Origin of the sequence: Streptomyces nodosus, assembly GCF_008704995.1 — a bacterium.
Taxonomy (GTDB): domain Bacteria; phylum Actinomycetota; class Actinomycetes; order Streptomycetales; family Streptomycetaceae; genus Streptomyces; species Streptomyces nodosus.
In genome coordinates this window covers 6,588,467-6,614,976 of sequence record NZ_CP023747.1, presented here as the reverse complement: position 1 = coordinate 6,614,976, position 26,510 = coordinate 6,588,467, and the positions used below count along the sequence as shown (strand labels likewise).

Annotated in this window: 26 protein-coding genes and 9 pseudogenes; 15 read left to right on the top strand and 20 right to left on the bottom strand. The window is 67.0% G+C overall.

Going from position 1 to position 26,510, the window contains the following annotated elements:
• Positions 1 to 260 precede the first annotated feature (260 nt).
• Positions 261 to 869, top strand: coding sequence for a hypothetical protein (locus CP978_RS29360; protein ID WP_043445810.1), 609 nt, complete (start codon positions 261 to 263; stop codon positions 867 to 869).
• Positions 870 to 1,098: 229 nt separating this feature from the next.
• Here the strand turns inward: CP978_RS29360 and CP978_RS29355 are convergent, their stop codons facing one another.
• The 3 genes and pseudogenes from CP978_RS29355 to CP978_RS29345 all read right to left on the bottom strand — a co-directional run bounded on the left by CP978_RS29355 (position 1,099) and on the right by CP978_RS29345 (position 2,715).
• Positions 1,099 to 1,314, bottom strand: coding sequence for a hypothetical protein (locus CP978_RS29355; protein ID WP_052454358.1), 216 nt, complete (start codon positions 1,312 to 1,314; stop codon positions 1,099 to 1,101).
• A gap of 192 nt (positions 1,315 to 1,506) precedes the next feature.
• Positions 1,507 to 1,863 (bottom strand): annotated as a pseudogene (locus CP978_RS29350) (transposase); the annotation flags it as partial.
• Positions 1,864 to 1,971: 108 nt separating this feature from the next.
• On the bottom strand, positions 1,972 to 2,715 hold the full coding sequence (locus tag CP978_RS29345; RefSeq protein ID WP_043445804.1) for an SDR family oxidoreductase: 744 nt from the start codon (positions 2,713 to 2,715) through the stop codon (positions 1,972 to 1,974).
• A gap of 104 nt (positions 2,716 to 2,819) precedes the next feature.
• Here CP978_RS29345 and CP978_RS29340 point away from each other — a divergent pair, with 104 nt between their 5' ends.
• Positions 2,820 to 3,668, top strand: coding sequence for a LysR family transcriptional regulator (locus CP978_RS29340; RefSeq protein WP_043445802.1), 849 nt, complete (start codon positions 2,820 to 2,822; stop codon positions 3,666 to 3,668).
• Positions 3,669 to 3,963: 295 nt separating this feature from the next.
• Here the strand turns inward: CP978_RS29340 and CP978_RS29335 are convergent, their stop codons facing one another.
• The gene (locus tag CP978_RS29335; protein WP_043445798.1) at positions 3,964 to 4,368 is read right to left on the bottom strand and encodes a hypothetical protein; all 405 of its coding nucleotides are present in this window, start codon (positions 4,366 to 4,368) and stop codon (positions 3,964 to 3,966) included.
• 84 nt (positions 4,369 to 4,452) lie between these two features.
• Positions 4,453 to 5,787 (bottom strand): hypothetical protein, encoded by a 1,335-nt coding sequence (locus tag CP978_RS29330; RefSeq protein WP_227745501.1) that lies wholly within the window; start codon positions 5,785 to 5,787, stop codon positions 4,453 to 4,455.
• Between CP978_RS29330 and CP978_RS29325 the strand changes: the two genes are divergently transcribed.
• Both CP978_RS29325 and CP978_RS29320 read left to right on the top strand, forming a co-directional pair.
• Complete coding sequence (locus CP978_RS29325; RefSeq protein ID WP_144401507.1) at positions 5,767 to 6,210, top strand: hypothetical protein; 444 nt, start codon at positions 5,767 to 5,769, stop codon at positions 6,208 to 6,210. The genes CP978_RS29330 and CP978_RS29325 overlap by 21 nt on opposite strands.
• Positions 6,170 to 6,272 (top strand): annotated as a pseudogene (locus tag CP978_RS29320) (NAD(P)(+) transhydrogenase (Re/Si-specific) subunit beta); the annotation flags it as partial. The gene CP978_RS29325 and the pseudogene CP978_RS29320, both read left to right, overlap by 41 nt.
• A gap of 135 nt (positions 6,273 to 6,407) precedes the next feature.
• On the opposite strand, the gene CP978_RS29315 reads toward CP978_RS29320, so the two are convergent.
• Positions 6,408 to 7,001 (bottom strand): TetR/AcrR family transcriptional regulator, encoded by a 594-nt coding sequence (locus tag CP978_RS29315; protein WP_043445795.1) that lies wholly within the window; start codon positions 6,999 to 7,001, stop codon positions 6,408 to 6,410.
• A gap of 109 nt (positions 7,002 to 7,110) precedes the next feature.
• Between CP978_RS29315 and CP978_RS29310 the strand changes: the two genes are divergently transcribed.
• Positions 7,111 to 8,121: an NADP-dependent oxidoreductase gene (locus CP978_RS29310; RefSeq protein ID WP_174498693.1), complete on the top strand. Its 1,011-nt coding sequence runs from the start codon at positions 7,111 to 7,113 to the stop codon at positions 8,119 to 8,121.
• A gap of 260 nt (positions 8,122 to 8,381) precedes the next feature.
• Here the strand turns inward: CP978_RS29310 and CP978_RS29305 are convergent, their stop codons facing one another.
• Together CP978_RS29305 and CP978_RS29300 are read right to left on the bottom strand one after the other, a co-directional pair.
• On the bottom strand, positions 8,382 to 8,831 hold the full coding sequence (locus tag CP978_RS29305) for an alpha/beta hydrolase family protein (RefSeq protein ID WP_043445789.1): 450 nt from the start codon (positions 8,829 to 8,831) through the stop codon (positions 8,382 to 8,384).
• 119 nt (positions 8,832 to 8,950) lie between these two features.
• On the bottom strand, positions 8,951 to 9,514 hold the full coding sequence (locus CP978_RS29300; RefSeq protein ID WP_043445786.1) for a TetR/AcrR family transcriptional regulator: 564 nt from the start codon (positions 9,512 to 9,514) through the stop codon (positions 8,951 to 8,953).
• Positions 9,515 to 9,596: 82 nt separating this feature from the next.
• On the opposite strand from CP978_RS29300, the gene CP978_RS29295 reads away from it, so the two are divergent.
• Positions 9,597 to 10,484: an NAD(P)H-binding protein gene (locus tag CP978_RS29295; RefSeq protein WP_221501012.1), complete on the top strand. Its 888-nt coding sequence runs from the start codon at positions 9,597 to 9,599 to the stop codon at positions 10,482 to 10,484.
• A gap of 538 nt (positions 10,485 to 11,022) precedes the next feature.
• On the opposite strand, the pseudogene CP978_RS35870 reads toward CP978_RS29295, so the two are convergent.
• Positions 11,023 to 11,373: pseudogene (locus CP978_RS35870) on the bottom strand (site-specific integrase); the annotation flags it as partial.
• Positions 11,374 to 11,578: 205 nt separating this feature from the next.
• Here CP978_RS35870 and CP978_RS29285 point away from each other — a divergent pair.
• Entirely contained in the window at positions 11,579 to 12,304 is a 726-nt protein-coding gene (locus CP978_RS29285) for a dienelactone hydrolase family protein (RefSeq protein ID WP_043445783.1), read from the top strand.
• Positions 12,305 to 12,349: 45 nt separating this feature from the next.
• Here CP978_RS29285 and CP978_RS29280 read toward each other — a convergent pair.
• Positions 12,350 to 12,532 (bottom strand): annotated as a pseudogene (locus tag CP978_RS29280) (aldo/keto reductase); the annotation flags it as partial.
• A 69-nt stretch (positions 12,533 to 12,601) separates the two neighbouring features.
• Here CP978_RS29280 and CP978_RS36465 point away from each other — a divergent pair.
• Positions 12,602 to 12,766: pseudogene (locus tag CP978_RS36465) on the top strand (hypothetical protein); the annotation flags it as partial.
• Positions 12,767 to 12,818: 52 nt separating this feature from the next.
• Here CP978_RS36465 and CP978_RS35865 read toward each other — a convergent pair.
• Positions 12,819 to 12,980, bottom strand: a pseudogene (locus CP978_RS35865) (TetR family transcriptional regulator); the annotation flags it as partial.
• A 1,084-nt stretch (positions 12,981 to 14,064) separates the two neighbouring features.
• Between CP978_RS35865 and CP978_RS29265 the strand changes: the two are divergent.
• From CP978_RS29265 to CP978_RS29255, 3 genes are all read left to right on the top strand, one after another.
• A complete protein-coding gene (locus tag CP978_RS29265) occupies positions 14,065 to 14,586 on the top strand; it encodes an SMI1/KNR4 family protein (protein ID WP_043449775.1) in 522 nt (173 codons plus the stop codon).
• A gap of 65 nt (positions 14,587 to 14,651) precedes the next feature.
• Positions 14,652 to 14,933, top strand: coding sequence for a DNA/RNA non-specific endonuclease (locus CP978_RS36460; protein ID WP_227745661.1), 282 nt, complete (start codon positions 14,652 to 14,654; stop codon positions 14,931 to 14,933).
• 93 nt (positions 14,934 to 15,026) lie between these two features.
• Positions 15,027 to 15,491 (top strand): SMI1/KNR4 family protein, encoded by a 465-nt coding sequence (locus tag CP978_RS29255; RefSeq protein ID WP_174498595.1) that lies wholly within the window; start codon positions 15,027 to 15,029, stop codon positions 15,489 to 15,491.
• Between the two features lie 105 nt (positions 15,492 to 15,596).
• Here the strand turns inward: CP978_RS29255 and CP978_RS29250 are convergent.
• Positions 15,597 to 15,787, bottom strand: a pseudogene (locus CP978_RS29250) (leucine zipper domain-containing protein); the annotation flags it as partial.
• Positions 15,784 to 15,999: a hypothetical protein gene (locus tag CP978_RS35055; protein WP_162484963.1), complete on the bottom strand. Its 216-nt coding sequence runs from the start codon at positions 15,997 to 15,999 to the stop codon at positions 15,784 to 15,786. The pseudogene CP978_RS29250 and the gene CP978_RS35055, both read right to left, overlap by 4 nt.
• Before the next feature lie 9 nt (positions 16,000 to 16,008).
• Here CP978_RS35055 and CP978_RS35050 point away from each other — a divergent pair, with 9 nt between their 5' ends.
• Positions 16,009 to 16,221, top strand: a complete 213-nt coding sequence (locus CP978_RS35050; RefSeq protein WP_043445778.1) for a hypothetical protein — start codon at positions 16,009 to 16,011, stop codon at positions 16,219 to 16,221.
• A gap of 157 nt (positions 16,222 to 16,378) precedes the next feature.
• Here CP978_RS35050 and CP978_RS29240 read toward each other — a convergent pair whose 3' ends face one another.
• Positions 16,379 to 16,711 (bottom strand): hypothetical protein, encoded by a 333-nt coding sequence (locus CP978_RS29240; RefSeq protein WP_144401505.1) that lies wholly within the window; start codon positions 16,709 to 16,711, stop codon positions 16,379 to 16,381.
• Between the two features lie 185 nt (positions 16,712 to 16,896).
• On the bottom strand, positions 16,897 to 17,157 hold the full coding sequence (locus tag CP978_RS29235; RefSeq protein WP_043445772.1) for a hypothetical protein: 261 nt from the start codon (positions 17,155 to 17,157) through the stop codon (positions 16,897 to 16,899).
• 86 nt (positions 17,158 to 17,243) lie between these two features.
• Between CP978_RS29235 and CP978_RS29230 the strand changes: the two are divergent.
• Positions 17,244 to 18,256, top strand: a pseudogene (locus CP978_RS29230) (IS3 family transposase).
• Here the strand turns inward: CP978_RS29230 and CP978_RS29225 are convergent.
• Positions 18,246 to 18,566 carry a helix-turn-helix domain-containing protein gene (locus CP978_RS29225; RefSeq protein WP_227745500.1) on the bottom strand — a complete coding sequence of 107 codons (321 nt, stop codon included), beginning with the start codon at positions 18,564 to 18,566 and terminating at the stop codon, positions 18,246 to 18,248. The pseudogene CP978_RS29230 and the gene CP978_RS29225 overlap by 11 nt on opposite strands.
• A 64-nt stretch (positions 18,567 to 18,630) precedes the next feature.
• A complete protein-coding gene (locus tag CP978_RS29220) occupies positions 18,631 to 19,026 on the bottom strand; it encodes a VOC family protein (RefSeq protein WP_043445764.1) in 396 nt (131 codons plus the stop codon).
• A gap of 391 nt (positions 19,027 to 19,417) precedes the next feature.
• Here CP978_RS29220 and CP978_RS29215 point away from each other — a divergent pair, with 391 nt between their 5' ends.
• Together CP978_RS29215 and CP978_RS29210 are read left to right on the top strand one after the other, a co-directional pair.
• The gene (locus CP978_RS29215; protein ID WP_063839141.1) at positions 19,418 to 21,799 is read left to right on the top strand and encodes a M14 family metallopeptidase; all 2,382 of its coding nucleotides are present in this window, start codon (positions 19,418 to 19,420) and stop codon (positions 21,797 to 21,799) included.
• Between the two features lie 651 nt (positions 21,800 to 22,450).
• Positions 22,451 to 22,855 (top strand): annotated as a pseudogene (locus CP978_RS29210) (transposase); the annotation flags it as partial.
• Here the strand turns inward: CP978_RS29210 and CP978_RS29205 are convergent.
• The 3 genes from CP978_RS29205 to CP978_RS29195 form a co-directional block, all read right to left on the bottom strand.
• Positions 22,848 to 23,333 carry a hypothetical protein gene (locus CP978_RS29205; RefSeq protein ID WP_227745499.1) on the bottom strand — a complete coding sequence of 162 codons (486 nt, stop codon included), beginning with the start codon at positions 23,331 to 23,333 and terminating at the stop codon, positions 22,848 to 22,850. The pseudogene CP978_RS29210 and the gene CP978_RS29205 overlap by 8 nt on opposite strands.
• A gap of 445 nt (positions 23,334 to 23,778) precedes the next feature.
• A complete protein-coding gene (locus CP978_RS29200; protein WP_043445758.1) occupies positions 23,779 to 24,966 on the bottom strand; it encodes an MBL fold metallo-hydrolase in 1,188 nt (395 codons plus the stop codon).
• Positions 24,967 to 25,537: 571 nt separating this feature from the next.
• Positions 25,538 to 26,455 carry a helix-turn-helix transcriptional regulator gene (locus tag CP978_RS29195; RefSeq protein ID WP_144401504.1) on the bottom strand — a complete coding sequence of 306 codons (918 nt, stop codon included), beginning with the start codon at positions 26,453 to 26,455 and terminating at the stop codon, positions 25,538 to 25,540.
• Positions 26,456 to 26,510: the final 55 nt, after the last annotated feature.

The following is a 26,510-nucleotide window of genomic DNA, read 5'->3' as shown; positions in this document are numbered from 1 at the left end:
TGGGCGATATCTACCGTAAACTCTCTTTTAGTTCCTCCGTGCTACCCAACGCACCGAAATGCAACCGCCAGTTGATCCCCAACAGCATGACGAGGGACACTACCTGGCGGATGCGTGTTCCCGACCGAGTGGCACTCGCTTCGGTATCCTCCCGCGCAAGTCATCCGAGGCCATTTACCCAAAGATTACTGGGCAGTTGACCTCAGGGTTTCGTGGTAGCGTCCTTGTTCGGAGGGACAGTGCAACCTGAAAGGGAAATCGTGAACACGGAGAAGATCGCCGCTCGCCGCCTCTCGCTGGAAGAGGTGACGAAGCTCGGCGTGAAGGACAGGCTCTTTGTTTCCGCCGACACGGCAGAACTCAAGCTTCCCGACTGCTATGTCCCTGCTTTTCTGACCAAGTCCGGTGAGGATTTCGAGGGCGGCCCGATCACGGCGAGAACCGTATTCCAGGAAGAGGTCTCCTGCCTTCCCGACGGCGAGAATGAAGCCGGAATCTACGTGGCCGACGAGAACGGCTCGGTGACCATCGAGGTCCTCCAGTCCGCCGGTGTCGTGCTGGACCTGACACTTTTCGTCCCCGGTGCGGACAAGGGGGCCCTCACGGCCCTTTACGCTGCGGCCCGGCAGGCGTTCGGCGCCGACATCGTGCAGATCTGGCGCCAGGGCCTCAAGGAGGTTCCCGACGTGAAGGTCGACATCTTCGAGGAGCAGGTTCCCCGGGGGCGCAAGGGGAGCGACAGCCCCAAGCGTGACCGTCGCGCGAGCGACACCTACCCCACCCGTGCGGACTTCATCGAGTTCTCCGCGGGGTGGAAGCCGGTCGTTGAGATTCACAGGCCGATTGTTGACGACACCCCGACCATCTGAGGCAGCGTTACCTCTCGGTCTCGGCCCGAGAGAACGCCGAGAACGCATGCGCCGGACCCGGTCGACCCCTGAGCCGCCCAGGGAGCCGTCGGAAAACAACTCACAAACGTCAAAGCGCCGTTCCGCTCGATGACCTCGCGAGACAGCCCGTCTGACCAAGATCAAAGCCTGAAGTTGTTCTGCGACGCCCTCAGGGCTTCGGCGTAGTCGAGTGACGTCCACTTCATGCTCAGGCGAGACCGAGGAGCATGAAGGGTCGGCGGGCGTCACGCGCATTGCGGCGACGGCCGGAGGCGATGTTCTTCGCGCCGTTCAGTCGCAGGGCGCCGACCGCGAGGTTGCGCCAGGTCGCCATAGCGCGGGGTGCGCTGTCGGTCCCCACCGCGCACGCGGTCAGGTCGAGGACGACGGCCAGCGCGTGCCGCACTCCTCGCAGCCGGATCATCCGCCGTCAGCCCGAACGCCCAGCCCAGCCGCTCATCCCACGCACGAGCGTCGTCCGCATCTGCACCTGTCTCTTCAGCCACGCAGGGGATCACCCCCGGCACCGTCGGCTGGCTCCGCCCGACGGTGCGCGGAGGCGCAGGCCACCGAGGCGCCATGGACACGAGACAGGAACCGTCCGTTCGCGCTCCCTTCACCGCAAGCGGTCATGAAACGGACGCCCGCCGACTACGCCGAAGCCCTGCCCCTCGGGGAGGTGGCGGCGGGAAAAGGCGATCCACTCGTCGTGCATCTCGACGAGCACGGCGATGGTGAGGCGTTCGAGGGCGTCGGGGATGGGGAAGTTCCGAACGACGTCGGTCCGGCGCTTGATCTCGCGGTTGATCCGCTCCAGGGGGTTGGTCGACTGGATCTTCTTCCAGTGCCGATCAGGGAAGTCCGCGAACGCGGTCTAGTCCTCCTTGGCTTCCAGGAGTATGGCCCCGACCTTGGGTAACTATCGGCCGAGCATGTCGGCGACGGTGTCGAGGTGGGCCCGGACGGCCGCGGCGCAGCGCGCCATTCACGGTCACTCGCACACTCACGCCTGCGCGGCCGGCGGAGCGCAACGGCCGGGCGCTTGCGCCATCTCCCCGGGGCGGCGGGAACCGGAAGCGCGTCACCAGGGCACCTCTCCCTCGTCGTCGAAGAAGCGGCCCGTCGGCCCGTCGGCCGACACGGTGGCCAGCCGGATCGCGGCGGCTGCCCCCTGCTGGGGGGTGCGCACTCCCCGGAAGCCATTGAGGTCGGTCGCCGTGAAGCCGGGGCAGACGGCGTTGATCAGGATGTGCGTGTCGGCCAGTTCCTTGGCGTACTGCACGGTGACGGCGTTGAGAAACGTCTTCGACGGAGCGTAGGCGACGGCGATGGGACCGGTCTCGGCGCCAGGCGTGGTCTGGAGCGTGAGGGAGCCGACGCTGCTGGAGACGTTCACGATCCGCGGTGACGGCGAGCGGCGCAGCAGCGGCAGCAGGGCGTTGGTGACGCGGATGACGCCGATGACGTTGGTCTCCACGGCCGCCCGTACCCGGTTCACGTCGACCGTGGTGGGCTGCTGCGGCCCGCCCCCGGTGATCCCCGCATTGTTGACGAGCGCGTCGAGCCGCCCGGCCCGCTCCTCCATCAGCCGAGCCGCCGCTGTCACGCTCGCGTCGTCGGTCACATCCAGCGGCACGCCGAACGCATCGACTCCGACCGCGCGCAGCTTATCTACAGCGGCTTCGCGCCGTTCCTCGTTCCGCGCGCCGATTCCGACGGACCAGCCGAGGGCGCCGAGCCCGGCGGCGATCTCGTACCCGATACCCTTGTTGGCCCCGGTCACCAGCGCGACCTTGTGGTGGTTCACAGTGTTCGTCTCACTCATGACATCGATGCTTCTCCCCCGCCGGGCAGGGCGTCCAAGACCGACTGGGTGGACGGCGATACCGCCCGGGTATCGCTCCTGGTCGGCCCGGTTAGGCTGGCGGGGTGGAGACACGTGAGCTGCGGTACTTCATCGCGGTCGCCGAAGAGCTGCACTTCGGCCGGGCCGCGCAGCGGCTCGGGATCGCCCAACCCCCGCTGTCGCGGGCGATCAGCGGGCTCGAACGGCGCCTGGGCACCCTCCTGCTGGAGCGCGGCAGTCGGGGTGTCTCCCTGACCGCGGCAGGGGCGGTGCTGCTGCGGGAGGCGCGGGCTGCGCTGGACGCCGTCGAGGCCGCCGAACGGCGCACCCGCCGGGCCGCCCTCGCCGCGACCGGCCGTCCCGCCGTGGTCCTGGCCGCGAAGGCGGGCGCCTCCGGTGAACTGCTGGCGAAACTCCTCGACGCCTATGCCGCCGAGCCCGGCGCCGTCGCCGTGGACGTCGTGCTTTGCGGGCCGGGCGAGCAGGCACGGTTGCTGCACGACGGCCGGGCCGACGTAGCCCTGCTGCATCGGCCATTCGACGACACGGTCGGCTTCGACACCGAGGACCTGCACTGCGAGGGTCAGGTCGCGATCCTCCCGGCGGGCCACCCTCTCAGCACCCGCTCCCACGTGCGGCTCGCTGAGGTCACCGACCTTCCCGACCTGCCCCTCCCCCGCTGGCCTCGCCCTGACGGCACCTTCCCGGACGGCCCCGGACCGCAGGTGCGCGACCACACGCAACTCACCCAGCTCATCGCCCTCGGCCGCGCCTGCGCGGTCGTCCCGGAGTCGGGCCTCACCGGCCTGCGCGAGGACCTCACCGCCGTACCGGTCCCCGACGCCCCCCACGTCACCACGGTCATCGCCTGGCCCCCACACAGCCGCTCAACGGCGGTCGCGGGGCTGATCCGCGCAGCCACTGCTCTGTGACCGACGGCGGTGAACGCCGTGACATCGTGCTGGATTTCGGGAACAGCGTCCGGTCTCCCATCAGCTCCCGGCACATCATGCGGTACGAGGTGACTGGCCCGCCCTGGCGTTGCGAGAACCGCGCCCCTGGCACAGCCGGGCTCCGACGCGAAGTGGCAACCAACTTGCCTCGGTGACACCTATCGCGCCTCGGCTCACGCCCGCCGGACCATGATCAATCTCAACGGCACTTCCTGTACCGAAACTACTCACACCCGGGGAAGGATGTGAGTGTGCGTCGTTGTCCGGGCTCGGTTCACGCTTCGTCGCGGTGCGTGAGGTGGCCGTCTGTGAGCCGCCAGTAGTGCTGGTGAGGAGTCAATTGCCAGGTCTCGTCGGCAGCGATCGCCTGCGTGATCCATTCGTGGAGTTGTGGGAGGGCATGCGCCCTTAGAACAGCGCGGGTGGCAGCACGTTCAGTGGTATTGACCGGGTGGACGTCTATGCAGAAGCCGACCATGTCCGGGTGGATGCCGCCGCCGTAGTTGCGGGGGTTCGGAGCGATCCATTCTGCTCCCAGGACGATGGTCCCGCTGTCATGCCCCGTGAGGAACCTCAGGTCCGTGACGCGGCTCATGTAAGGGCCGAGACACTCGTTGATGTCGGTGGTGGTCAGGGGCCAGGCACGGTGCCGGGGCAGTCTTCGATTTCGTGCGGACATGGCAAGCAGAATGGCAGAAGGTCACTGCCGGCTCTTGGGCATTTGTTCGGCGGCCTGCTCCAGCAGCGCCCGTGCGGAGTCCGCTTAGCGCATCGCGGTCTTCTCGTCGAGTCCGAAGACCTCGGCGAGATGCAGCGGATCAGGTCCCCGTACCAGTGCTTCTTCGAGCTGCCGGATCGACACGGAGCCGTTCCAGGGTCGCGTCCTGTCCGCGCATCGCGACACCGATCCAGTGGTTGCTGGCTCGGCAGTCGTATTGGCGGTCCGGTTGTTGATCAACAGGTGGAGGTTCGCGGTATTCGGCCATCGCCGGCGTCGGTGGTCCAGCCAGTCCAGCAGCAGTTTCACGGTGAGATCGTCGAGGGGGCGGGCGCGTCCGGCGATGGCCAGCCGGTGGTTGCCGAGGTCGACGTCGTCAAGCATGAGGCTGGCGATCTGGGCGACCCGGGCGGCGTAAACCGCCGCGAGGGCGAGGATGAGCCGCGTCGCCGGGGTGGTGGCCGCTGCGACGGAGCGGTCGACCTGCTCGGGGACGAGCGGGTGCAGCACGGCGTACTCGTATTGCCCGACCTTGATCCGGCTGGTGGGGTTGCGGAAGATCAGTCCGTTTCGTTTGGCCCAGGCGAACAGCGAGCGCAGGGCGACGAGTTGGTCGTGGCGCTGGTGGCCGTGCAGTGTCTTGGTGTAGGTGAGGACGTCGTCGCGGGTCACTTCGCGCAGGTGGTCGTAGGGGTTCGACCATTCCAGCAGAGCCGGGCGGACTCGGTTGAGGTAGAGCCAGACCGTGCCTTCCCGTCGCGGGAGGCTGCGGGGGCCGCCGTCGCGCAGGACGCGGGTCCAGCGCTCGGCCTCCGAGCGGATGCCGGGTGCGAGACCCTTCAGCCTCTCTGCGATCCAGCGTTCGAAGGAGGTTTCGCTGTCGTCCTCGAAGATCCCCATCTCCTCCTGGACCGTGACGGTGTGGCCGACCGGCAGGTCCAGGGCTCGCAGCGGGGCGAAGATCTCCGTGTGCCGGATAACGTCACCCTCGACGTAGCCGGTGAGGACGAGGGCCAGGCCGCGGTTGACGGCGAAGCGGATATCGCGTCCCCAGCCGCGCCCCTCGGCGAGCCGGTGTGCGAGGTACTTCGCCCAAGCCAGCCACGGGCTGGCCAGGTCGGCGTCGGCCAGGGCGAGCCCGCTGTAGTCACGGGGGATCTGTGGGAACAGAGGTAGCTGCCGCCAGCCGGGATCCGGACGCCAGGCCGGTGCAGTAAGCGGCTTGCGCGGGGCTCCCCGCCGTACTCCGCGCCTCCGTGCCGAGGGGGTCGGTCTTCTGCGGTAGTGCATCCCGACGAAGAACAACTGGTGATGCCGGACGGCGGCCAGCCGTTCCCGCACGTCCGTCTCGTCCGCGGGATGGCCGGCGACGTTCTTCACGCTGAGGCGGGCCTGGCACCAGCAGTAGAGCGCGTCCAGGACATCGCCGGTGCCGGGCAGGCCGGCATCGGGAACGGTGCAGCCAACGGCGCGGTCGCGCTGTACGACCCGGCGGCGGCCGCCGTCCTCACCGCTCTGGAACGGGGCGCCCAGAAGCACCTGGGCCGGATCCGGCCGAAGAAGACTCAGGACGGCTACGCCCGCGACAGGGTCCTGTGGGAGGAGTTCCACGGCTGGCTCACCCGGCGTACCGGAACCCAACTGCCGCTCAACGCACTCACGGTAGGGACCTTGGTGGGCTTCGTGACCTGGCTGGCCCCGGTGAAGCAGGCCGCGGAGCCGGCCTCTGCGACGTCGGCGCGTGCGGCGGCGTTCCTCACCGGCACTCGGCCTGCCCCTGGTCGCCTCCATCGGCGGCGGTGACATGCCCGTGGTCGTCTTGATGCTCAACAGCTACTCCAGCTGGGCAGCCGCCGCTTCGGCGGCCTGCGCCGCTGTACGAGGGATGCCGAAGCTGGATGAGGCCGCCGATGGCGGGCAGGGCTGCCTGTCGTCGGCGGCGGTATGCGAATTGGCGGCGGCGTGCGCCTCAGGGGCGTACCTCGATGCCGGTGCCCCTGTCAGCTACGCACCCGAGGGCGGCGTTCTTTCTCGGTATCGTGGCTCTCTGCGCTCGACAGAATCGCGCTCGCCACAACACCGAAGAGGTGATCGAGGCGTGGCGCGAGCGAGGGTTGATCTCCGAGCCAAGCCAGTGATCCGGCCAGTGCGAACAGGTCGGTGCCGTCGATGTCGGTTCGCGCCATGCCCTCGGCTTGAGCACGGTCGAGAAGCCTGGTGCCGGCCGCGCGCATCGTGACGCACGAAGCATGAAGTGCGGACTGCTCCTCCCCGATGGCAGCCATCATCAACGCCACGACGCCGCGATAGTTGTGCGCGCAAGCGACGAAGTCGCGCAGCCACGACACCAGTGCATCATCGGGTGAGCTCGACGTTTCGAGCTCACTCGCCGTTGCTGTCAGCTCGTCGAAGCTCGAGCGAAGCAGGGCCTCGAACAGTGCCTCACGCGTTGGGAAGTGGCGGAGCAGTGTGGCGAGCCCCACGCCGGCCGTCCGGGCGATGTCGCGCATCGACGCCTCGGCACCTCGCTCGGTGATGACGGTGCCTGCAACGGCGAGTAGGTGGTCACGGTTCTTCCTGGCGTCGGCCCGCATCTGTCTCCCTTGACTATCTGGATCGGTGGTCCATATATTCGGATCAGTGATCCGGAAAAGTGGATCACTGATCCGGTCAGCATATCCCCTCGCAGGGCAGGAGAAAACGATGCCGCCAGACACGATGAGGGCGATCCGGCTGCATGAGCACGGAGGCCCTGAGGTGCTGCGCTACGACGTGGTGCCGATTCCTGAGCCGGGGCCGGGCGAGGTTCTTGTTCGCGTTCACGCGGTCGGAATCAATCCTCCCGACTGGTATCTGCGTGACGGGATGTCCAATCTGCCCCCGGAGACCCGGCCGAAGTTCGACTTGCCTGTGATTCCGGGGACAGACCTGTCGGGTGTCATCGAGGCTGTCGCCGCGGATGTGGACGGCTTCTCCGTCGGTGATGAGGTCTTCGGCCTCCTTCGTTTTCCAAGCTTCGACGGCGCCGCATATGCCGAGTACGTCGCCGCGCCTGCGGCGGACCTCGCGCTCAAGCCGGCTGGTGTCGATCACGTGCACGCCGCCGGGGCGCCCATGGCCGGGCTGACGGCGTGGCAGTTCCTGATCGAGCTCGGACACGATCATTCGTCGCCCTTCCAGGCGGCGAAGCATCGTCCGGTGCCGCTCGACACCGACGTGACCGTGCTCATCAACGGGGCCGCGGGTGGCGTGGGGCACTTCGCACTCCAGCTGGCGAAATGGAAGGGGGCCCGCGTCATCGCGGTGGCGTCGGGTGCGCACGAGGCGTTCCTGCGCGAGCTCGGGGCCGACGAGTTCATCGACTACACCAAGAGTCGTCCCGAGGAAGCCGTGCACGACGTCGACCTCGTTCTCGACACGGTCGGTGGCCCCGACAGCAGGCGCTTCCTGCATACGCTCAAGCGTGGTGGCTCCCAGTTCCCCGTGTTCTTCGGCGAGTTCGACGAGAAAGAGACCGCGAGGCTGGGCGTCACAGTCTCGGGTACTCAGGTCCGTTCGAGCGGCGCGCAGCTTGCGGAACTGGGACGCCTTCTCGACAAGGGCACGGTTCGTGTCGCGATCGACAGCACGTATCCGCTCGCGGATGCCCGAGCTGCGCACGAACGCGCCTCCCGAGGGCACATCCAAGGCAAGCTCGTGCTCACGGTCGCTTGAGAACGAGCCGTTTCACCGACGCGTCCGGCGCTCATCCTCAAGGCACCGGTAGCCACCGAGACATCGATGCGGAGGTCTGGCCGCGCCCGTGGCCAGGTGCGTGATGCTCCCTGCGGCGGACCCGTGCGGTCCGTCGCGGGGAGGACGGTCTCACTACTGCGGGCGGCGCCGCGCACATCACCGGCCGGCACATCATTGCCGCGGCATCAACGGTCCGGTGCCCCGATGGTGAAGCGGTCAGCCGGAAGACGGTGCACCACTCACAGCACACGCTCCGACCTCCCGGCGCACGCCGGGTTGCCGCTTCGTTGACCGCGCCCAATCTCTTTCTCGACAACCGAGCAAGGCGAGGGCCTCAGCTTGGGCGACAGCATGGCGTGCCACGCTTCGGACACGTCGACCACTCCGTCGTCGATGACCGCGGCCGCGAAGCGGTGCTCGAACGCCAAGGCGTGTGGGACCCAATACCCTCCCTGGCTGACGCCGAAGAGGGCGAGTCGCTCCGGGTCCACGCCCGGCAGGCGCAGTGTCGCGTCGACGACCGGCGTGATGACGTGCTCCCAGTCGGGCCGGAATGGGATGCCCCACTCGAACAGCATGCGCTGCTGGCCGGACCCATCGAACACCACGACGTTGTAGCCACGCACCGACGCCTCGTAGCCGTAGCCGGGCCACAGGTGGCCTGCCGCCCCATCGGCGCCGTTGACCATCACTGTGGCAGAGCCAGCAGCCAGTAGGCCGCTCAGAGGATCTGCCCGGTCTGATCGGACAGACGGGCTGAAAGACGGTGCTCTGGTGCACCCGCGGATGGCCGGAAGGCGGTCTTGGGTCAGCGTTGGGGACCGCGGATGCCCTCGAGCAGGAGCGCCACGTGCCTGCGCCAGTCACCGGCGCCAGTCATGTTCGCCATGGCGCCACGGGTGATGAGAACGAAGTCATGAGCACGAAAGTCCTCACGGAGGCGGCCGGCGTCGACGGCGCGTTGCACGATGCGTTCGGTGATTGCTGAGAAGTCTGTCTTTTCGGCGGCGATGTCGTTCCAGCGCGGCTCTTCCGGGCCGAGGAGCGCGAAGCGGAACGTGGCGTCGGCCTGTGCGGACTCCAGATAGCCGTAGAGCAGCGTCTCGAACGCCGTCCAGGGGTCCTCGGTCTCGTCGGCGGTGCGGGCGAGCGTGGTCATCGCCTCGAACCGGCGGCCGATGATCGCCGCGAGTAGCGCTTGCTTGTCGGCGAAGTGCCGGTAGAGGGTGCCGACGCCGAGGCCGGCGCGCTCAGCGATCTCGTCCATCTGCACGGCGTCGCCTCGCTGGGCGAACAGTTCGCCGGCGGCGTCGAGGACGGACTCACGGTTGCGCCGAGCATCGGCGCGCAGCGGGCGTTCGGGAGCGGTCATGGTCGCTCCACTGTAGTTGACGATGCACGGGCCCTGCCCCTACATTCGGAACCGGAGTTCAGGTTCATGTTAGAGAGGGGTCATGGTGATCGTTGTCACCACACCGACAGGACAGATCGGCAGCCGGCTGCTCGGCCAGTTGCTCGACCAGGACAAGGAGATCCGGGTCATCGTCCGTGACGCCTCGCGTCTGGACGACTCGGTCCGCGAGCGGGTCGAGACCATCGACGGCTCCCACGACGACCCCGCCGTGCTCGACAGGGCCCTGCCTGGGGCCGAAGCACTGTTCTGGCTCGTCCCGCCGAACCCACAGGCACCGAGCGCCGAGGTGCACTACCTGCATTTCGCCCGGGCGGGCGCCGCCGCCATCGCCCGCCACGAGGTCGGCCACGTAGTCGGGGTCTCCAGCGCCGGGCACGGCTGGCCGACCCCGGCCGGCGTCCTCTCGGCGGCCTTCGCGATGGACGCCGAACTCGGCACGTCCGGTGCGGCGTATCGGGCCTTGTCCATGCCCTTCTACATGGAGAACCTCCTGCGGCAGCTGGATGCCATCCGCGGGCAACGCGCGTTCTACCTGACCTGTGCAGGTGACCTGCCGCTGGCGTTGATCACGACGCGGGACATCGCCGGCACCGCGGCCGACCTGCTCACCGATCTGTCCTGGACCGGGCAGGAGAACCTCCCCGTGTTCGGCCCCGACCGACTGACCCCCGACGGTATGGCCGAGGTGATCAGCCAGGAACTCGGGCGCCCGGTCACCTACCGTCGCATGAGCATCGATGACTACGCGTCGCTGCTCCACTCCCAAGGCGCCGGCGACCAGACAGTCAAGGACGTGACCGAGGCGTTCGCAGCACAGGGCCACGGCATCTACGACGCGGACTGGGCGACCGCCAAGCCGACACCAACAGACTTCCGCACCTGGTGCAGGGAAGTACTCAAGCCCGCCGCAGACGCCCGGGCATCCTGACATGAGTAAGGCTTAGCCGGCCGAAGCAGGCCCAGTAGCTGTCGTGGTGGAACGGGCAGGCGCCTTCGCCGCAGCAGCAGAAGGAGCCGGACGCGGAGTTCGACCGACTGCTGTGGCAGGGAGCGGTGTGATCGATTCCGTGCGCGTGCTCTGCCACGAGACCTTCGTGGCTGCGGCAGGCCGCGGCAAACTGCTGGCGTCCCGGCTGACCCACCGGCCCACCGGCCCACCGGCCCACAAGGAGATTGGACGGCACGCACTGACCGCAGGGATGGCCCTGCGCGTACAGGCCGATGTCCTGGAACACCGTCGGCTGCGGTCAACTTCGGCGGGCTCGGGAAGGGCTCCCAGGGACCGGATGCGACGGGGGAGGGTACCGGGTACGACACGGTGGAGGGAGGGGCAACGGTGGGGCTGGTATGTCGTGCGGGCGGTGCCGGGCGCGGGCGGTCCGGGGTGTTGGAGGACAGCAGGAGGACGACGGCGGCCACGGCCACCGCGGTGGCGGCGACGGACAGGACCCGCCGAATCCGAGCCAGCGAGCCGGGGTATCGGAGTCCGGCACCGCCAGCCGCCTCGCCCAGGCCGGCACCGTCGGGCCCTCGTAGCCGCGTTCTTGGCACCCGCCGGGCCAGGACAGCACCCCGGCCCGGCGGGAGTTCCAGGTGTTGACCGCCGCGGTGCCCCAGAGCAGTTCGAGGGCCTCGCCGATCTCGTCGTCCACGACCGACGCCAGCGGTCGGCCCTCGCCGATCCGCTCGGCGGTCTTGCCGACCCCGATCCTGTAGTTCCGGACCGTGTTCGGGTTGCCGAGTGAGTCGAGGAACACGTCGGCTGCCGCCCGGACGGTCGATGCCTTCCCGGTCGGCAACTGCACGACGGTGGACACCGCTTACCCCTTGCCGTAGATGACAGGGCCGCTTCATGTGGCGGCCGGAGATCGTCACCGCAGGTTGTGACTTTCAGAGCTTCATGCCCTCGAATCTTCAGCGGTTTCTGGCGCGAAGGGGTGATTCCAGAGGGACACCCGCGCTGTTCTGCCAGCGGCAGAACAACGGCCCGACCGGGCTCCACGATCACTACAGTCCAGTCTCATGGCGACGATCACAACGCGCACGGTCGAATACCCGGCCGACGGCCTGACGATGGTCGGGCACCTCGCGCTCCCCGTTGGCGCCGGCCGCCGGCCAGCAGTACTGATCGGGCCCGAGGGGATGGGGCTCAGCGACGTTGAGCGCCGCCGGGCCGATGCGCTCGCCGAGCTGGGATACGTAGCGCTGGCCTTCGACCTCCACGGCGGGCGCTATCTGGGCGACCCCGAGGAGATGCTGTCCCGTTGCATGCCGCTGCTCGCCGACCCCGACCGGATGCGGGGCATCGGCCACGCTGCGCTCGACGTGTTGCGCGCCGAACCGCCGACCGACCCTGACCGGATCGCCGCCGTCGGCTACGGCACCGGGGGCGTCATCGGGCTGGAACTCGGGCGCGACGGCGTCAACCTACGCGCGATCGCGACAGTCAACGCGCTGACCACGGGCCGACCGGGCGAGGCGGCGCGTATTCGCTGCCCGGTGTGGGCCGGGGTCGGGTCGGAAGACCCGATCATGCCGCCCGCGCAACGGGACGCGTTCACCGCCGAGATGCAGGCCGCGGGCGTCGACTGGCGCCTCGTGGTCTATGGCGGCGCCTTGCACGCCTTCCACCACCCGCCGGTCGACCACACCGCGGTCCCCGGCGTCGGCTACCACCCACGGCACGCGCAGCGAGCCTGGCACGACGTCGTCAACCTGCTCACCGAGTGCCTGCCCGTGACGGAGTGATCTGGTCAGTCCAAGCTCGGGCACCCGCTGACCAGCGCCCCATGTCGCGTCAAAGGCGTGCAGCTGGAACAGGTCGATGCAGTCGATGCCGAGTCGGCGCAGGGCGTCCTCGCATGCGGTGATCAGGCGGGAACGAGAGGAGCCCGCATCGCCTGGGCCGTCGCCCATCGGCAGGCTGGTCTCAGTGGACACGATCACCTGGTCCCTGCGGCCTTTGATCGCTTCGCCGCCGCCTCGTCGACATCTGCCTCGACGCCGGGGGCACGATGTTCGACACCGCCGACGTCTATTCTAGCGGTGCCTCCGAGGAGGCCAGGTCAGCTGACAGTGGCGACTGCGCGAGAAGATGGCTGCCGCCGGGATGTTCACCACCAGCGAGCTCGCCCCGCCGCTTGCCGAGCGCGCATCAACCTTTCCCTCTCGCAAGTCCACCGCCTGGTTACCGGTACTCCCGAGCGGCTGTCCCTGCCGGTGCTGGCCGCGTTCTGCGACATCTTCGACTGCACTCCAACCGAGTCCTGCCCACCTCGGCACGGCGCGCGATGTCGGCGAGGTCCAGGTGGGCAAAGCCACGCTCCGCCAAGGCGTCCCCAGCCGCCTGCAGCACCGACGCCCGCACCCGCGCCGTGCGCCCACCAGGACGGACGGTCCCCGGATCCGCACCCTCAAACCCCAGAACACCTCCAGCTGGGACTGGTCGTGGTCTTGGTCCTCCTCCAGTTCCTCGGCGCACGCGGCAAGCACGAGCCTGTCCCAGTCCCTTGTGAAGCCCGCCACCAGCCTGGCCAATGCGCTCAAGGCCCAGGCGATCCACGTCGGGTCCGTGAGTTCCAAGGGCACCGGCTCCAGCCGGGCATACGTCTCCAGTTCCCCCTACACGCAGCCCTATTACTACGTGCAGCCCAATGACGGACCCATCTCCCGAGTACAGACGGTGGTGGCGCCGCCGAAGCCACCCATCATTCAGAACCCCAACAACGGACCGCACCCCACGACAGCATCTACCCGGCCAGCTCCGAAGCCCGACTGGGGAGGCAAGGGCAGTGGCGGCTGGAAGCCCGGGGACGTCGTCAGACTGCTTATCGGTGCGGCCCAGATGCGCGATCTGGCCAACAGTGATCAATTCACGCCGAGCGACGCACCGGAGTCGCTTCCCGCACCGGTCAACAATCCGGGAGGTCAGAGCCGCGGTCGCACGCGTGATGACGACCCAGGTTGCAATCCGCTGCCTCTGGTCGACGGGGGCCGGATCTACGGAGGCCTTGAGGAGTACACGAACCACCAGGGGACCAAGGGCTGCAGAGCGACCCGCGCCTTTGCATTCCTTACCAAGAGCGACCGCAGGTCGCGCACCGGGGCAGGCGGTGTACCGAAGTGCCGCGAATGTGTACCGTCCGTTAATCCAGACGGAATGGGAGAGATAGCGGCGGGAGGCGGGTAGCCGCAAGCCGGCCACCTGATAGGTTACTGGGGCGAGGGAACCGGTCGGGGGTCCGAAACCTGGCGGCTTTGCATGGTAGTGCAAATAGGGGGATGGGCAGCAAGGTGGAATTGTTCGGCTGGAAGGCCTTGAACAGGAACAAAAGCCTATTCATGTCGGTCATTCCTGTGTACGGAGATCCTCATTCAGCCGTTCCTACAATCGTGCAGGCTGGAATGACCGAATACGGACCCCAGGGGGGAATCGTAGGTAGTTTCTCGTGTACTGCGATCAACTCCAAGACTGGCATCGGCTCGAAGTGTTAGAGGGTGACGCAGCGGTGGCAACGCTTTCAGAGATCCAAGCCCTGTTGGGTGAACCCCGGTTCAACTGGTCGGATCCGGCGCCATGGACCGAACTAGAGCAGGAACTCGGAATCGAATTCCCTGCAGACTTCCGTGAGATCCTTGATGCCTACGGTTCGATCGAGATCAACGGGCAACTTTATCTGAAGCATCCCGCGGGTCATCTTCTACACAGCCTGGGGGAAATGATTAGGCTAGATCTTGAGCTCTGGAGAGAGGAGGACATGGCGGAATTCCTGCCTGGTCCGGTAGGTGCGAACTCCGGGGAATTGATGCCAGTGGCGACGGCCACGACAGGGGAAGCGATATTCCTTCGTGTTCCCGATGGCTCCTCGTCGCCCTGGCGCGTCGTGGTGCAGGAGTTCGACAGTCCGGCCTGGACTCTCTACGAGATGACGTTCAGTGAGTGGTTGCTAGCCTATCTCGGGGGTAGGGATGTGACGTTGTGCTCTCGCGACTTTGCGCCTGATCGCCCGTTCTGGGAATTCCTACCCTGAATGATCACGGTGTGAAGATTTCCCATAAAAGCGTGTATGCGGCCGGCTCCCCCGCCGACAATAACATGGGTGCCGACGGAAAGCCTATCTACAATCGCACGCACATTACTGCGGATACGCTTCATGGAGAGCCGAGGAGTAAGAACCTCCTCACCGGCTTCAACCGCACAAATAAGAGCGGAATGAGGCGTTGCGAATCCAAGACAAAGAAGCAGCTACAGGGTAATAATCCAGCTCTTTACTCAGGCTTGCCGAATTACCCCCGACAATGCGGGTATGACACCGAAGGAAATTCGCATGACAGCGTACACAAAGTCTGGGAAATTGTTCGATGTGACAGTGGGTAACGTTCAGGGCTAGCAAACGACTTGCTGAGAATTTCAGATCTTGAACGTGCGATCAGAGGCCTGTCTGCGCACCGTGCTCCGGCGCCGCGCGGTGTGAACTTCAAGGAGATCGCTGCGCTACTGGGAGTGAACCTGCCCAGCGATTTCCGGGAGTTGGCGGACGGTTACCCTACTTTTGAGATCGATGACTTCTTGCGTATTCCACTTCCGAACCCAGGTCGAGAGAGGGACTTTGTCGGAGGGATTTTCCGCGAGCTGGAGGTGTTGCGGGACCTTGAGGAGGCGGAAATGAGCGAGGGATACGTTGTTCATCCGGATCCTGGAGGTCTAATTCCGTGGAGCGAGTCGCTCTCCGGTGACGTTTTCTACTGGCGTGTGTCGAGCATGAATCCCGACGACTGGCCGGTTGTGGTGAACAGTCGGAGTCATGAATGGTGGGAGTTCTCCGGTGGCGCGGTTGCCTTTCTCGTGGGACTCGTTGACGGAAGTATCGAGCGCAAAGGGCTGCCAGCCAACGTGCTAGGGAGCGATCCCAAGGTCCGCGTATACGTGACCTGACGAAAGGAACTGGGTCTTGCCCGTCCCCAGTAGTGAACGCCTTGGCTCGGGACCAGCTCGCTCGATCCCCGGGAAGCGTGGTGCGGGGGCCTGGCAATGGTGGCCGGCTGGCGTGGCCGTCGGCTGGTGGTGCGGCGTGGACAAGCGGTCCTCCAGCCCGAGTTCGCCATGACTCCGATAGCGATTGACCCACTTCGAAGCACAAGCCCGGGACTCCCCCATCTCGGCCTCGTCCGGCAACGCTCGACCAGTCGACGGCGTCCCTCGACGGTGAGGGGCGCGTTCCGGCGCATCATGCAGTGGGACCAGGCGCGGAGGGCCGCTTGGTGATGTCCCACAGGAAGATGGCCTCTGCCACCACATCAAGGGCAGTGCGCAGGAAGGCACCATATGCGTCCTGCGGGAGGTTGGGGGCGTGCTTTTTGGCCGCGTTGATGTGCTCGGTGGCCGCGACGACGGTCGCGTTCTTCGGCCCGGAGGGTTCCAGGGCGCGGTGTTCCACGCTCACCGCCTTGATGTGGGTGTAACCGCCGGCCAGGCTGACCTCGGAGACGACGCGGTCGGCTGCCGTATCACCAACGTTGTCGGCAAGCAGTCCATCCCCATGACGTACACGGTGGTGCGCAAGGGCGGGGTGATCGCCGCGTTCTACGGCCTCAACATGCTGACGTCGAAGGACAGCGCGATCCCTGAGGCGACGATCAAGGCACACCTGATGAAACTGGGCTGACGATCGCCCCGACTCCTTATCCCTGAAAGAGGGCCGCTCGGGTCGAGCGGCCCTCTTCCTTTTCGGGCCTCGGGTCAGCCACTAGAAGAGCATGGACATGCTCGTTTCCAGCTGCCAGGCCAGTGGGAGACGACCTCTTTCGTCGGTGAGGTGCCGGTCAGGAACCGCTGACGAAGCTCTCGATGGCCCGCCCGGTCATGCCGACAACGACGGCTCCTTCCCGTGCCTCCGCAGGAAGGTGGGCACGGTCCTCCTCCTTGCGTAGGATCACCGGCCGGTCCGGCAGGGTCACGCTCGCCCCAAGGCGGTCCACTAGCTCAGCCAGAACGTCGAAGGACTGACCGGGCGGGAAACGGCTAACGGCTAGGCAGACAGGGTTGACGTCCACCTCGACCTCGTAACCGTCAGTGGTCCGGATCAGCACGCCGCCCTGGAAATCATCGTCGGCAGCGAGGATGTACGGCCCCAGGATCTCCCGCACCAGATCCATGGCCAAGGGCTCCGGCTCACCATTCCGGTACCGGAGTACGAACATAATGCGACTCATTATTCGACCCTCACCAGCCCGTTTGCTTCTGAATATATGGGAGTCTCCCCGCGGACGCGACAATCCGCGGGGAGACCCTGAACGTCACCATGCTACGGCATGTATATGACAGTGATTTTCCTACGAGCTCAGGGGTGTCCGCGACCATGTCGAAATGCGATCGCCGCCTGCTCGGTGCTCACGTAATACACGATGGGCGTATCGACAGCTCGCGCTACCTGGGCCTTGGCCTCAGTTATTGGAGCTGTGATGAACGGCTTGAACTTGCCAGTGGCGGAATCGATGATCTGGCTGTTCCCGTCCCAGTATTTCGCGTCGATCAGCTTGCCATCCTGGTAGCCGTCGAGCTTGACCCATGGGCCTTTGCGGCCCGACACCGGGTACTTCATCTCGAGCTTGTAGACGAATCCGTACGGTACACCGCCTGAACCGCTCCAGGTCTGATGGAGGCTCGATTCCCTGAGAGGATCGAGTCATGGCCCGTCCGTCCCCTTACCCTGCCGAGCTTCGCGAGCGTGCGGTGCGCATGGTCGCGGAGGTCCGCCCCAACTACCCAACCGAGTGGGCCGTGATGAAGGCGGTCGCCGCGAAGCTGGGCATCGGTTCCGCCGAGACGGTGCGGACGTGGGTCCGCAAGGCCGAGGTCGACGCTGGCCGGCGTCCCGGGGTGACTTCGGAGGAGGCCGCGGAGATCAAGCGGCTGAAGGCCGAGAACGCCGAGTTGCGCCGGGCCAACGAGATCCTCAAGGCGGCCTCGGCTTTCTTCGCGGCCGAGCTCGACCGGCCGTCGAAGCGCTCGTAGCGTTCACCGACACCCATCGGCAGGTGTTCGGAGTCGAGCCGATCTGCAAAGTCCTGACCAGCCACGGACTGAAGATCGCGACGAGCACCTACTACGCCGCCAAGAACCGCACCCCCAGTGCCAGGTCGATCCACGACGCAGAGCTGAAGACACAGATCAGCCGCGTCCACGCCGACAACTTCGGTGTCTACGGAGTGCGGAAGGTCTGGCGGCAGCTGCACCGCGAGGGCATACCCGTGGCCCGCTGCACGGTCGCCCGGCTGATGCGTGACCTCGGGCTCGAGGGCGCCCGACGCGGGAAGAAGATCCGCACCACCATCCACGACGACCGCCATGACCGGCCCTCTGACCTGCTCAGACGCGACTTCACCGCATCCCGTCCGAACGAGCGGCGGGTCGCCGACTTCACCTATGCCGCCACCTGGTCCGGCATCGTCTACGTCGCCTTCGTCATGAACGTGTTCTCCCGGGCGACCGTCGGCTGGTCGGCCGCCACCAGCAAGCGAGCCAAGCCCCGCAGGCCCTGGCACGGCCTGGCCGACGTCGAACTCGGCACCGCGGAATGGGCCGACTGGTTCAACAACCAGCGCCTCCATACCGCCATCGGCGACATCCCGCCCCACGAACACGAGACCAACCACTACGCTCAACACCAGTCCCAACCGGCGGCTGGAGTCAACGCATAGAGCCTCCACCGATCCCGGAGCGGTTCACTTCCACCTGATCGTCGGTGATTTTCCTCGGCCCGCCCGGACGAGGCTCGTCGGTCAGACCCTCCAGCCGGTCGCGCACGAACCGGGCCCGCCAACGGCTGACCGTATGCGCCTCGACACCCAGACGGGCCGCAACGTCCTTGTTCGTCAGGCCAGTTGTGCTCTCCAGCACGATCCGACACCGCAGAGCCAGAGCCTGCGAAGAAGTCCGGCGCCTGGCCCAGCGGGTCAACGTCTCGCGTTCATCATCGGTCAGCACCAGCTCGGCCTTCGGCCGTCCCATCCTCGCAATCCGACCCGAATGCCGCACCCGGACAGATTACGAAGCGAATTCCCGACTCAGGACACTAGTTCTGCGGTGCCAGGGTGCGCAGGACGCAGAACTCGTTGCCCTCGGGGTCTGCCATGACCACCCAGTTTCGGTCTGAGCCCTGGCCCACATCCGTCCTGGTGGCGCCGAGGCCGAGCAATCTGGTCACCTCGTCCTCGGTACTGCCGTCGATCGGGCTGACGTCGAGGTGAAGCCGGTTCTTCACGTTCTTGCCCTCGGGCACCCGGATGAACAGCAGAGTGGGCGACATCTGACGGGCCCGAACATCTTCGACGGTCGGCACCCAGGAGCCGATCTCGACCTTGCCTCTGCTCCGGTCGATCACCTCGAAGTCCAGGACCTCGCACCAAAAGGCCGCGAGCCTCTCCGGATCGTGGCAGTCAACGACCAACTCGGTGAACCTGCTTGTCATGACTCCCCCAGATGGTGCGGACGGGGCTCAGAGTATGCCGCCCGTCCGACAGATCCGAGATCTTCCCGACCAGGACCACGGCTTGACTCAGCATCAGATTCGCGAGAAGCCCTGGTATTGAGATCTCCTCGGCAACGCGACCGTTGCGGTGCGTGATCACGCGCCGGACGGCGGGGTGGCCTGAATAGCCCCGTTGCGAAGTGTCTCAATTTGGGCTTGCGGAGATCTTGACGGCCCTTTACCTCTCCCAACAGACTTCCCACAACTTGGGTGCCTCGCCCGACGGACACCCCCGTCTCGGGAGGGCGCGCCAGATGGAGGAAACTCGATGAGGATTCCCCGCAGAGCGCGGCATTACGCGCTCTTGCTCGCAATTCCCTTGGCGGTCACCATGAGTGCCCTTCCGGCGCTCGGCGCCCCCGCGAGCCAACCGGTCACACCCGACCGCGATTCCAGCACCGCCCAGAACGGTGTCGCACTGATGCGCATCGTCGTCCCCGATAAGTCGGGGGTGGACAAGCTTGACGCCATGGGTGTCGATTTGGCCGAATACAGTAAGCCGGTCGACAACGGCATCGAAGTGCACGCCGTCCTCAGCCCTGATGAGACCGAGAACCTGCGTGACCAGGGCTTCGACGTCCAGAACCCCATTTCGGACCAGGGCGATTACCACGCGAACATGCGCGCCCGTTCGCAGGCGGTCGCGATCGAGGCCGCCGACGCGGCCGAGGCTGACACGCTCACGCCCCTGCGCGCCGAGTGGTTCACCAGCCTCAACGACCAGCGGTTCCTGTCGGTCGAGGTGAAGTCCAGCGCGACGGACGCCCAGACCGTCCTCACCGCCTCTTGGGACAGTGGCAAGGGCACCGAGCCCGGCTCCGGCGGGACGGCGACGATGTCCCGCTTCACCGACGCCGGCGAGTACATGTACCACCGGTTCAGCGCGCCGCTGGCGATCACCGAGGCCCCCGCCACGGTCACCGTCACCAGCAGCCGCGGCGGCACGATCACCGTGCCGGTGACCAAGTGGCTGGGTGACCCGGTCAAGGCGCCGAGCCCGAACTACGTGTCGGACTTCGTCGACCACTACATGGACCCGACCGAGGTCACCGACCGGGTCGTCGGTCTCGCCAAGGAATTCCCGAAGATCTCGGAGATCGTCAATCTCCCGTACAAGACGAACGGCTACCGCCGCCAGGCGCAGGCGCAGTTCGGCACGGGTTCGGGGACCGCGCTGGCGAGCACGTTCTACGTGACCTCCAAGACATACGGCAGTAAGGGCGGCAACGACCTCAGCATCACGTTGAAGAACCCGGGAGCGAACAGCGCTCCGCTGTCGGTCGCGGTCAACGGCAAGGAACTCGTGGTCAACCTGGCCACGGACGCCTCCGGCGCGATCACCAGCACCGCGGGCCAGGTCGTGAACGCCATCAACGCCAACGCGGCGGTGTCGACGCTGGTGACCGCCAGCCTCTACCGGACCAGCAATGGCACCGGTGTGGTGGCCGCGGCCCCGGCGACCCCGCTGACCGACGGCCTCAAGGCGCCGGCGAGCGTCTCGCGTGAGCCGTTCCAGATGAAGGCGATCCGGATCGGCAAGCACCGGGACGGCTCGAAGACCGGTGTGTTCCTCTACTGCCAGGAGCACGCGCGCGAGTGGGTGACCCCGATCACCTGCGTGGAGACCGCCGAACGGTTGCTGCGCAACTACGCGCGGGACGCGAACACCAAGAAGCTGGTGAACGACCTTGACATCTTCATCATCCCGACGATGAACCCCGACGGCGCCCACTACTCAATGTACGACTACAACATGCAGCGCAAGAACATGGTCAACTACTGCGCTGCGGACAACTCGGACCCGGCACGCCGCAACTCCTGGGGCGTCGACCTCAACCGCAACTTCTCCGTCGGCAGTGGCTTCGACGGCTACACCGGCGGCAGCACCAGCTGCACCGGCGAGACCTACTCAGGGCCGTCGGAGCTGTCGGAGCCGGAAACGCGCAACGAGGTGTGGCTCGCGAACAAGTTCAAGAACATCAAGTTCGCGATGAACACCCACTCCTACGGCGGCTACTTCATGTGGCCCCCGGGAGCGTACAAGTCCGCCGGCCGTGAGGTGCTGCCGCGGACGGACATGGGCACGGAGAACTACTTCTGGAACGCCTCCACCCACATCCTGTCCGCCGTCCAGGACTGGCGCGGCACCGGCATCCAGCCGGGACGCACCGGCCCTGTGGTCGACGTGCTGTACTCGGCGGCCGGCAACAGCGCCGACGAGTTCTGGTACAACAACGGCATCATCGGCTGGGACTTCGAAGTCGGCACGGACCTCTACGACCCGGCCACCAAGAAGTACAACGCGGTCGGCTTCCAGCCCCCGTTCAGCGAGGGCCACGAGGAGGCCATGGAGTTCTCCAACGGCCAGATCGGCATCCTCGATGTCGCCCGCGCCTACGACAAGGACCACCAACAGCCCACGTCGAAGCTCGCGGTGACCGACGCGTCCGCCACCTCGACGACGTTCACCTTCACCGTGGACGAGCCGGCGAACATCTACTACACGCTCGACGGCAGCCGCCCGACGATGAACTCGCCGAAGCTCGCCGCCGCGGGCATGCGCGAGGGCGCCGAGAAGATCACGGTCCACAAGAACACCGTCGTCCAGTGGTTCTCCATGGACCTCGCGGGCAACTACGAGCGGAACTACAAGCCCGACGGCAACGGCAAGAACTACAACAAGCAGAACGTAACGGTCGGCCGCACGAACTAACCCTCCGCTGCCCCTCGGCCAACCAGCCCCGGCCCGTGCCACCCAGGCACGTGCCGGGGCTGTCTGCTGAGGTGCAACCGCGATGCCGGTCGGGAACGTGCCGGATGCGGCCCGTCGGCCCACTTCACCGGGGGACGCCAGAACACCTCGGGGTCAACGACTACCTCAGCGACGCGCGATCCGATGACCTGGTCGAGGTTGCCCGCGCCCTACGCACCTGCGCGGGGCGCGCACTCCGAAGGCCGACGAAGTCCGAGCCGCTATGCGATGGGTCGTCGCTAGCCTCCGGTGCGCGGGGCGCCCGGACATGCCGCGACCGGAGCGTCCGCAGCCTTCACGGCGGTACGGTCTCGCCATGCCTACGCCGACCCGAGCCGAGGAAGCCCTTGCGGCCGTGCTGGCCGGCGTTCCACGCCCGAGCGAAGAGAACGGCGATCTACGAATCCTGGACTCATGGACTGTGGGCGAAGACACGATCCCTGGTATTGAGATCTCCTCGGCAACGCGACCGTTGCGGTGCGTGATCATGCGTCGGACGGCGGGGTGGTGACCTGGTGTCGGACAGAGGTGAAGCCCCTGGTAGGAACAGGTCTGCGAAGATCGCGTTCCGTACGACCAGAGGCTCCACGTGACGTCCAGTATCAGCTATACCGCTGTCACCCTCTTTCCAAGGTCCTGACGTCGATGCCGGGCATCGGCGTCAGGACCGGAGCCCGGATCCTGATCGAGGTCGGCGACGGCAGCACCTTCCCGACCGCCGGCCACCTGGCCGCCTACGCGGGTCTCGCCCCGGCGACCCGGAGCTCGGGCTCCTCGATCCGCGGCGAACAGCCTTCCCGGAGAGGGAACAAGCAGCTCAAACGGGCTTTCTTTCTCTCCGCGTTCGCCGCCTTGGGGGACCCGGTCTCCCGGGCCTACTACGACAAGAAGATCGCCCAGGGCAAGCACCACACCCAGGCCCTGCTCTGCCTTGCCAGACGCAGGGCCGACGTCCTGTTCGCGATGCTCCGCGACGGAACCTTCTACGAACCGCAGCCGTCTGCCTCAGTCACCTGACCTGCGGGTCTGCGAAGAGAACAACTCGATCAGCCTCGACGTCGAAGCCGAGTACGGGATGGCCGTAGTCGCCTTCCGGGTCCATCAGCACCGGCTTGCCCAACCGCCGTCCGATCTCCCGGAGGAAGCCGCAGAACACATCAAGTCGCTCCTGGCCCTGCAACTCCCGCAGGTCGACGTCGAAGTCGACTTCATCATCGGCATGGAAACGGAAGATCGCCAGCACATCGCCAGTCGGCCAGACCCGCAGGTCCGGGCACTCGGCATCCGCCGGGCGAGACAGCACGGCATTCGCCTGGGGCACCGGAAGCACCGTCTCTCCCTCGGAGTACTGGCACTTCCAGCCCTTCTCCGCGACAAGATCGAGGACCGCCTGCCAGTCCTCCACCGAGGTATTCGGGACACGCACGTCCGGCAACGACCCCATCGAGTCCGGGTCGAAGAAGCACTTCACGTCATCCCACAGCAGGTCGGTCACCCCGCCATGCTGCCCAGCTCGCCGACCCATCGCACCCCGTTTCCCCTTGACCAAAGACATAGGGGCACCCCCCTCAGATCCAAGATCCGGACCAGTCGCGGGCCAACGCACTACCGGCCGTCTCGGTCCCCCTTCTTTTTTGCAGGTCAGCAGGCGCGACACTCATGTACCACCAGCAGACCAAGAACCTACTGGTGGCTTTCCTCCGTCAGGAGAGTGGCCGGCCTGACGCGGCCCGACCCACTCCGTCGCAGACCAGCGCGCCGTTCACGGTCACCCGCACACTCACGCCCGCACGGCCGGGGGAGGGCAAGAGCCGGAACCTCGCTGCCCGTTCCTGGCTCTTTGGACGCGGTGGCCCGTTCAATGAGCCCCAGGACCCGGTCTCGCTCCGCCTCCGGTATGGCTGCAAGGACTTCCGGCGCACGCCTCAGCTCGCCCGCGGTCAGGCCTCGCCCACAAGATCGAGGTCGTCGTCACGAGACGCCTCCGGGGTGATCTCCGGCACGGGCCACTCGCGGTCCAGTGGCAGCGACACATCCCGCCACCAGGGGCGCGCAGGAAGGTCGCCGACAGGCTCGAAAGGCTGGCCCGGAACCGGGACGGCCACCGCCTGACCGACCGCACCGGCCGCGGCCAGCGTCCACTCACCCGGCTCCGCCCAGGGATGCGGGGCCAGATTGAAGCTGGCCCAGTGGATCGGCAGCAGCACCCCGTGAGGGCTCCCGCCCTGGAGGTCGAGCTGGGCCCGCACGCCCTCCTCGGGGGTCATATGAATGTCCGGCCAGAACTCGGAATAGGCGCCGATCTGGATCATCGTGGCGTCGAACGGGCCGTACTCGGCGCCGATGTCCCGGAAGCCCTCGAAGTAGCCGGTGTCACCGCTGTGGTAGATGCGGTGTTCGTCGCCGGCCACGACCCATGAGGCCCACAGGGTGTGCTGAGTGTTGCGCAGCCCCCGGCCGCAGAAGTGGCGGGCCGGGGTGGCGGTCAGGGTGAGGGCGCCGACCTTGGTCGCCTCGTGCCAGTCCAGCTCGCGCAGCCGGTCCGTCGGGACGCCCCAGTGTTCCAGGTGGGCGCCCACGCCGAGGGGCACCGCGAACAGGGTGTCGGTGTCGGCCAGTGCCTTGATGGTGGGCAGGTCGAGGTGGTCGTAGTGGTCGTGGGAGATGACGACGACATCGACCGGGCCCAGCGCGGCCAGCGGCAGAGGCACCGGATGCAGCCGTTTGGGACCGGCGAAGTCGAAGGGAGAGCAGCGCTCGCCCCAGACCGGGTCGAAGAGGACCCGGTGCCCGTCGATCTCGGCGAGCACGCTGGAGTGCCCCATCCAGGTCAGCCGCAGCCCGCTCGCCGGGGGACGGGCCAGATCGGCGTAGGTGGTGGGGTGCACCGGGACGGTGCCGGTCGGGGCCCGGCGGACGCGGGACTCCTTGCGGAAGTAGGTCTTCGCCAGCTCCAGCGTGGAGCCGCCCGAGGGCCGGGTGCGGGTGCTCTCCGGATTGACGAAGACGCCGTCCGCGAAGTGCGGAGAGTTGCGGATGCGTGCAAGACGCTCCCCGCTCGGATCGGCGCCGAACGCGGCGGGCCTCAGGGCTCGGAGCCCGGCGCTCAGGGAACGGGAAGCGGTCATGGAACCTCCAGTGGAGTCGGTACGGCCGTCCGCGATGCGCGGCGGCTCCCTCTGACGGCGTCGGGTCGGCCGGGGCACGGCGCGATGTGACCCGGCACACAACGCGTCGCGCGGGCCCGGATGTCGCATCCGGGGGCGGCGGTCCGTCACCGGTGCGGGCGCCCCTACGGAGCGCCCGGCGACGGCGCACCGGAGGCGCCCCATGGCCCGTGTCTCCCTAACCCCGCGCCGCACGCGCTTCTTCCGTGTCACGGAGTGATATTCGAAACGGACGTACGGCACGGTCCTCGGGCCGGGGTGCTCGCCCACCGGCGGCACGCCCTCCGGGCCGGCGTGCGCTCCGATGAGCCGCTGTGCGCTCAATGGGCCGGCCCTGTGCTCAGATGGGCCGGTCTGCGCTCCGGGCGGTCGGTGGCGCAGCGGAAACGGCTCGACACGGGTCTGAGGGCGCCGGACGGGATGACGGGCGGCCCTTGTCATGTCCGGCGCGCCGCCCGGCCGGGGCCGGGGACCGGGCAGCCGGATCCGGCCTGCGGGGCGTGCGGCGGCCGTGTCGGTCGTGTCGGTCGTGTCATGAGCCGGGCGGGCCGGAGGGGGGCCGGGGGGCGGCCGTGGTGTAGTGGTCCGCCGCGGACCACCGACCGTCCCGCCGGGAGCGTGGGCGGGACGGTTCCTGCGCCGGAAGGACGCGGGTGAGCAGCCCCAGCTCCGCCGCACGTACTCCCGCCTGGAAACGGGACTTGGCGTCGAGGAGTTCCATGATGGTGGCGATGTGCCGGCGGTAGGTCCGCACGGAGATGGACAGCTCCCGGGAGGCGGCCTCGTCGGTGGCCCCGGCGTGGAGGTAGTGGAGGATCTGCTGGACGAGTTCGACGCGGGCGTGCTCGCCGAAGCCCATCCACGCGGTGGCGTCGACCCCTTGGTTCCAGACGGTGTCGAAAAGGGTCTGGACGGGCTGGGTCACGGACGGTGCCCGCAGAACGGTCGCCTGGCGTCCGTCCGCCGTCCCGGTGCAGACCAGCGCCTTCCGGCCGTCGATGATCATGGCATCCATCAGCGGCATACGGGCGATGCGGACGGACTTGCGGTACCCCCACGGGGCGAACTCCCGCATCAGGTCCCGGTTGAGCGTGGCACGGGTGCAGAGGATCCGGATGCGGACCAGGTCGCCGCGCTTCAGCAGCAGTTCGCGCAACAGCCCATAGGTGCACTGTGCGTGGGCGGGTACGGCGATCACCACGTCGACGGTGCGTCTGGCCTCGTCCATCAATTGGAGGTTGACGGCCGGAATATCGGCGTCGACCGGATCCAGCACGGTGACCAGCGGCATGCGGGACGCCATGTCCCGATGCTTCGTCACCGTGGCGAGCATCAGGGCATGCACGTCCGCAAGGGCATTCTCCAGGTCGTCCTGCTGCCCCCGTACCGCGCGCTCCTGACCAGCTCCCCCATGGTCGTGCGGTCTCCCCCCGGAGAACTCCTTCGGCATTCCTCCACCCTGTCTGGCCGGTTCTGCCCACAGGTGGGTGGCTCGACCGCATGGC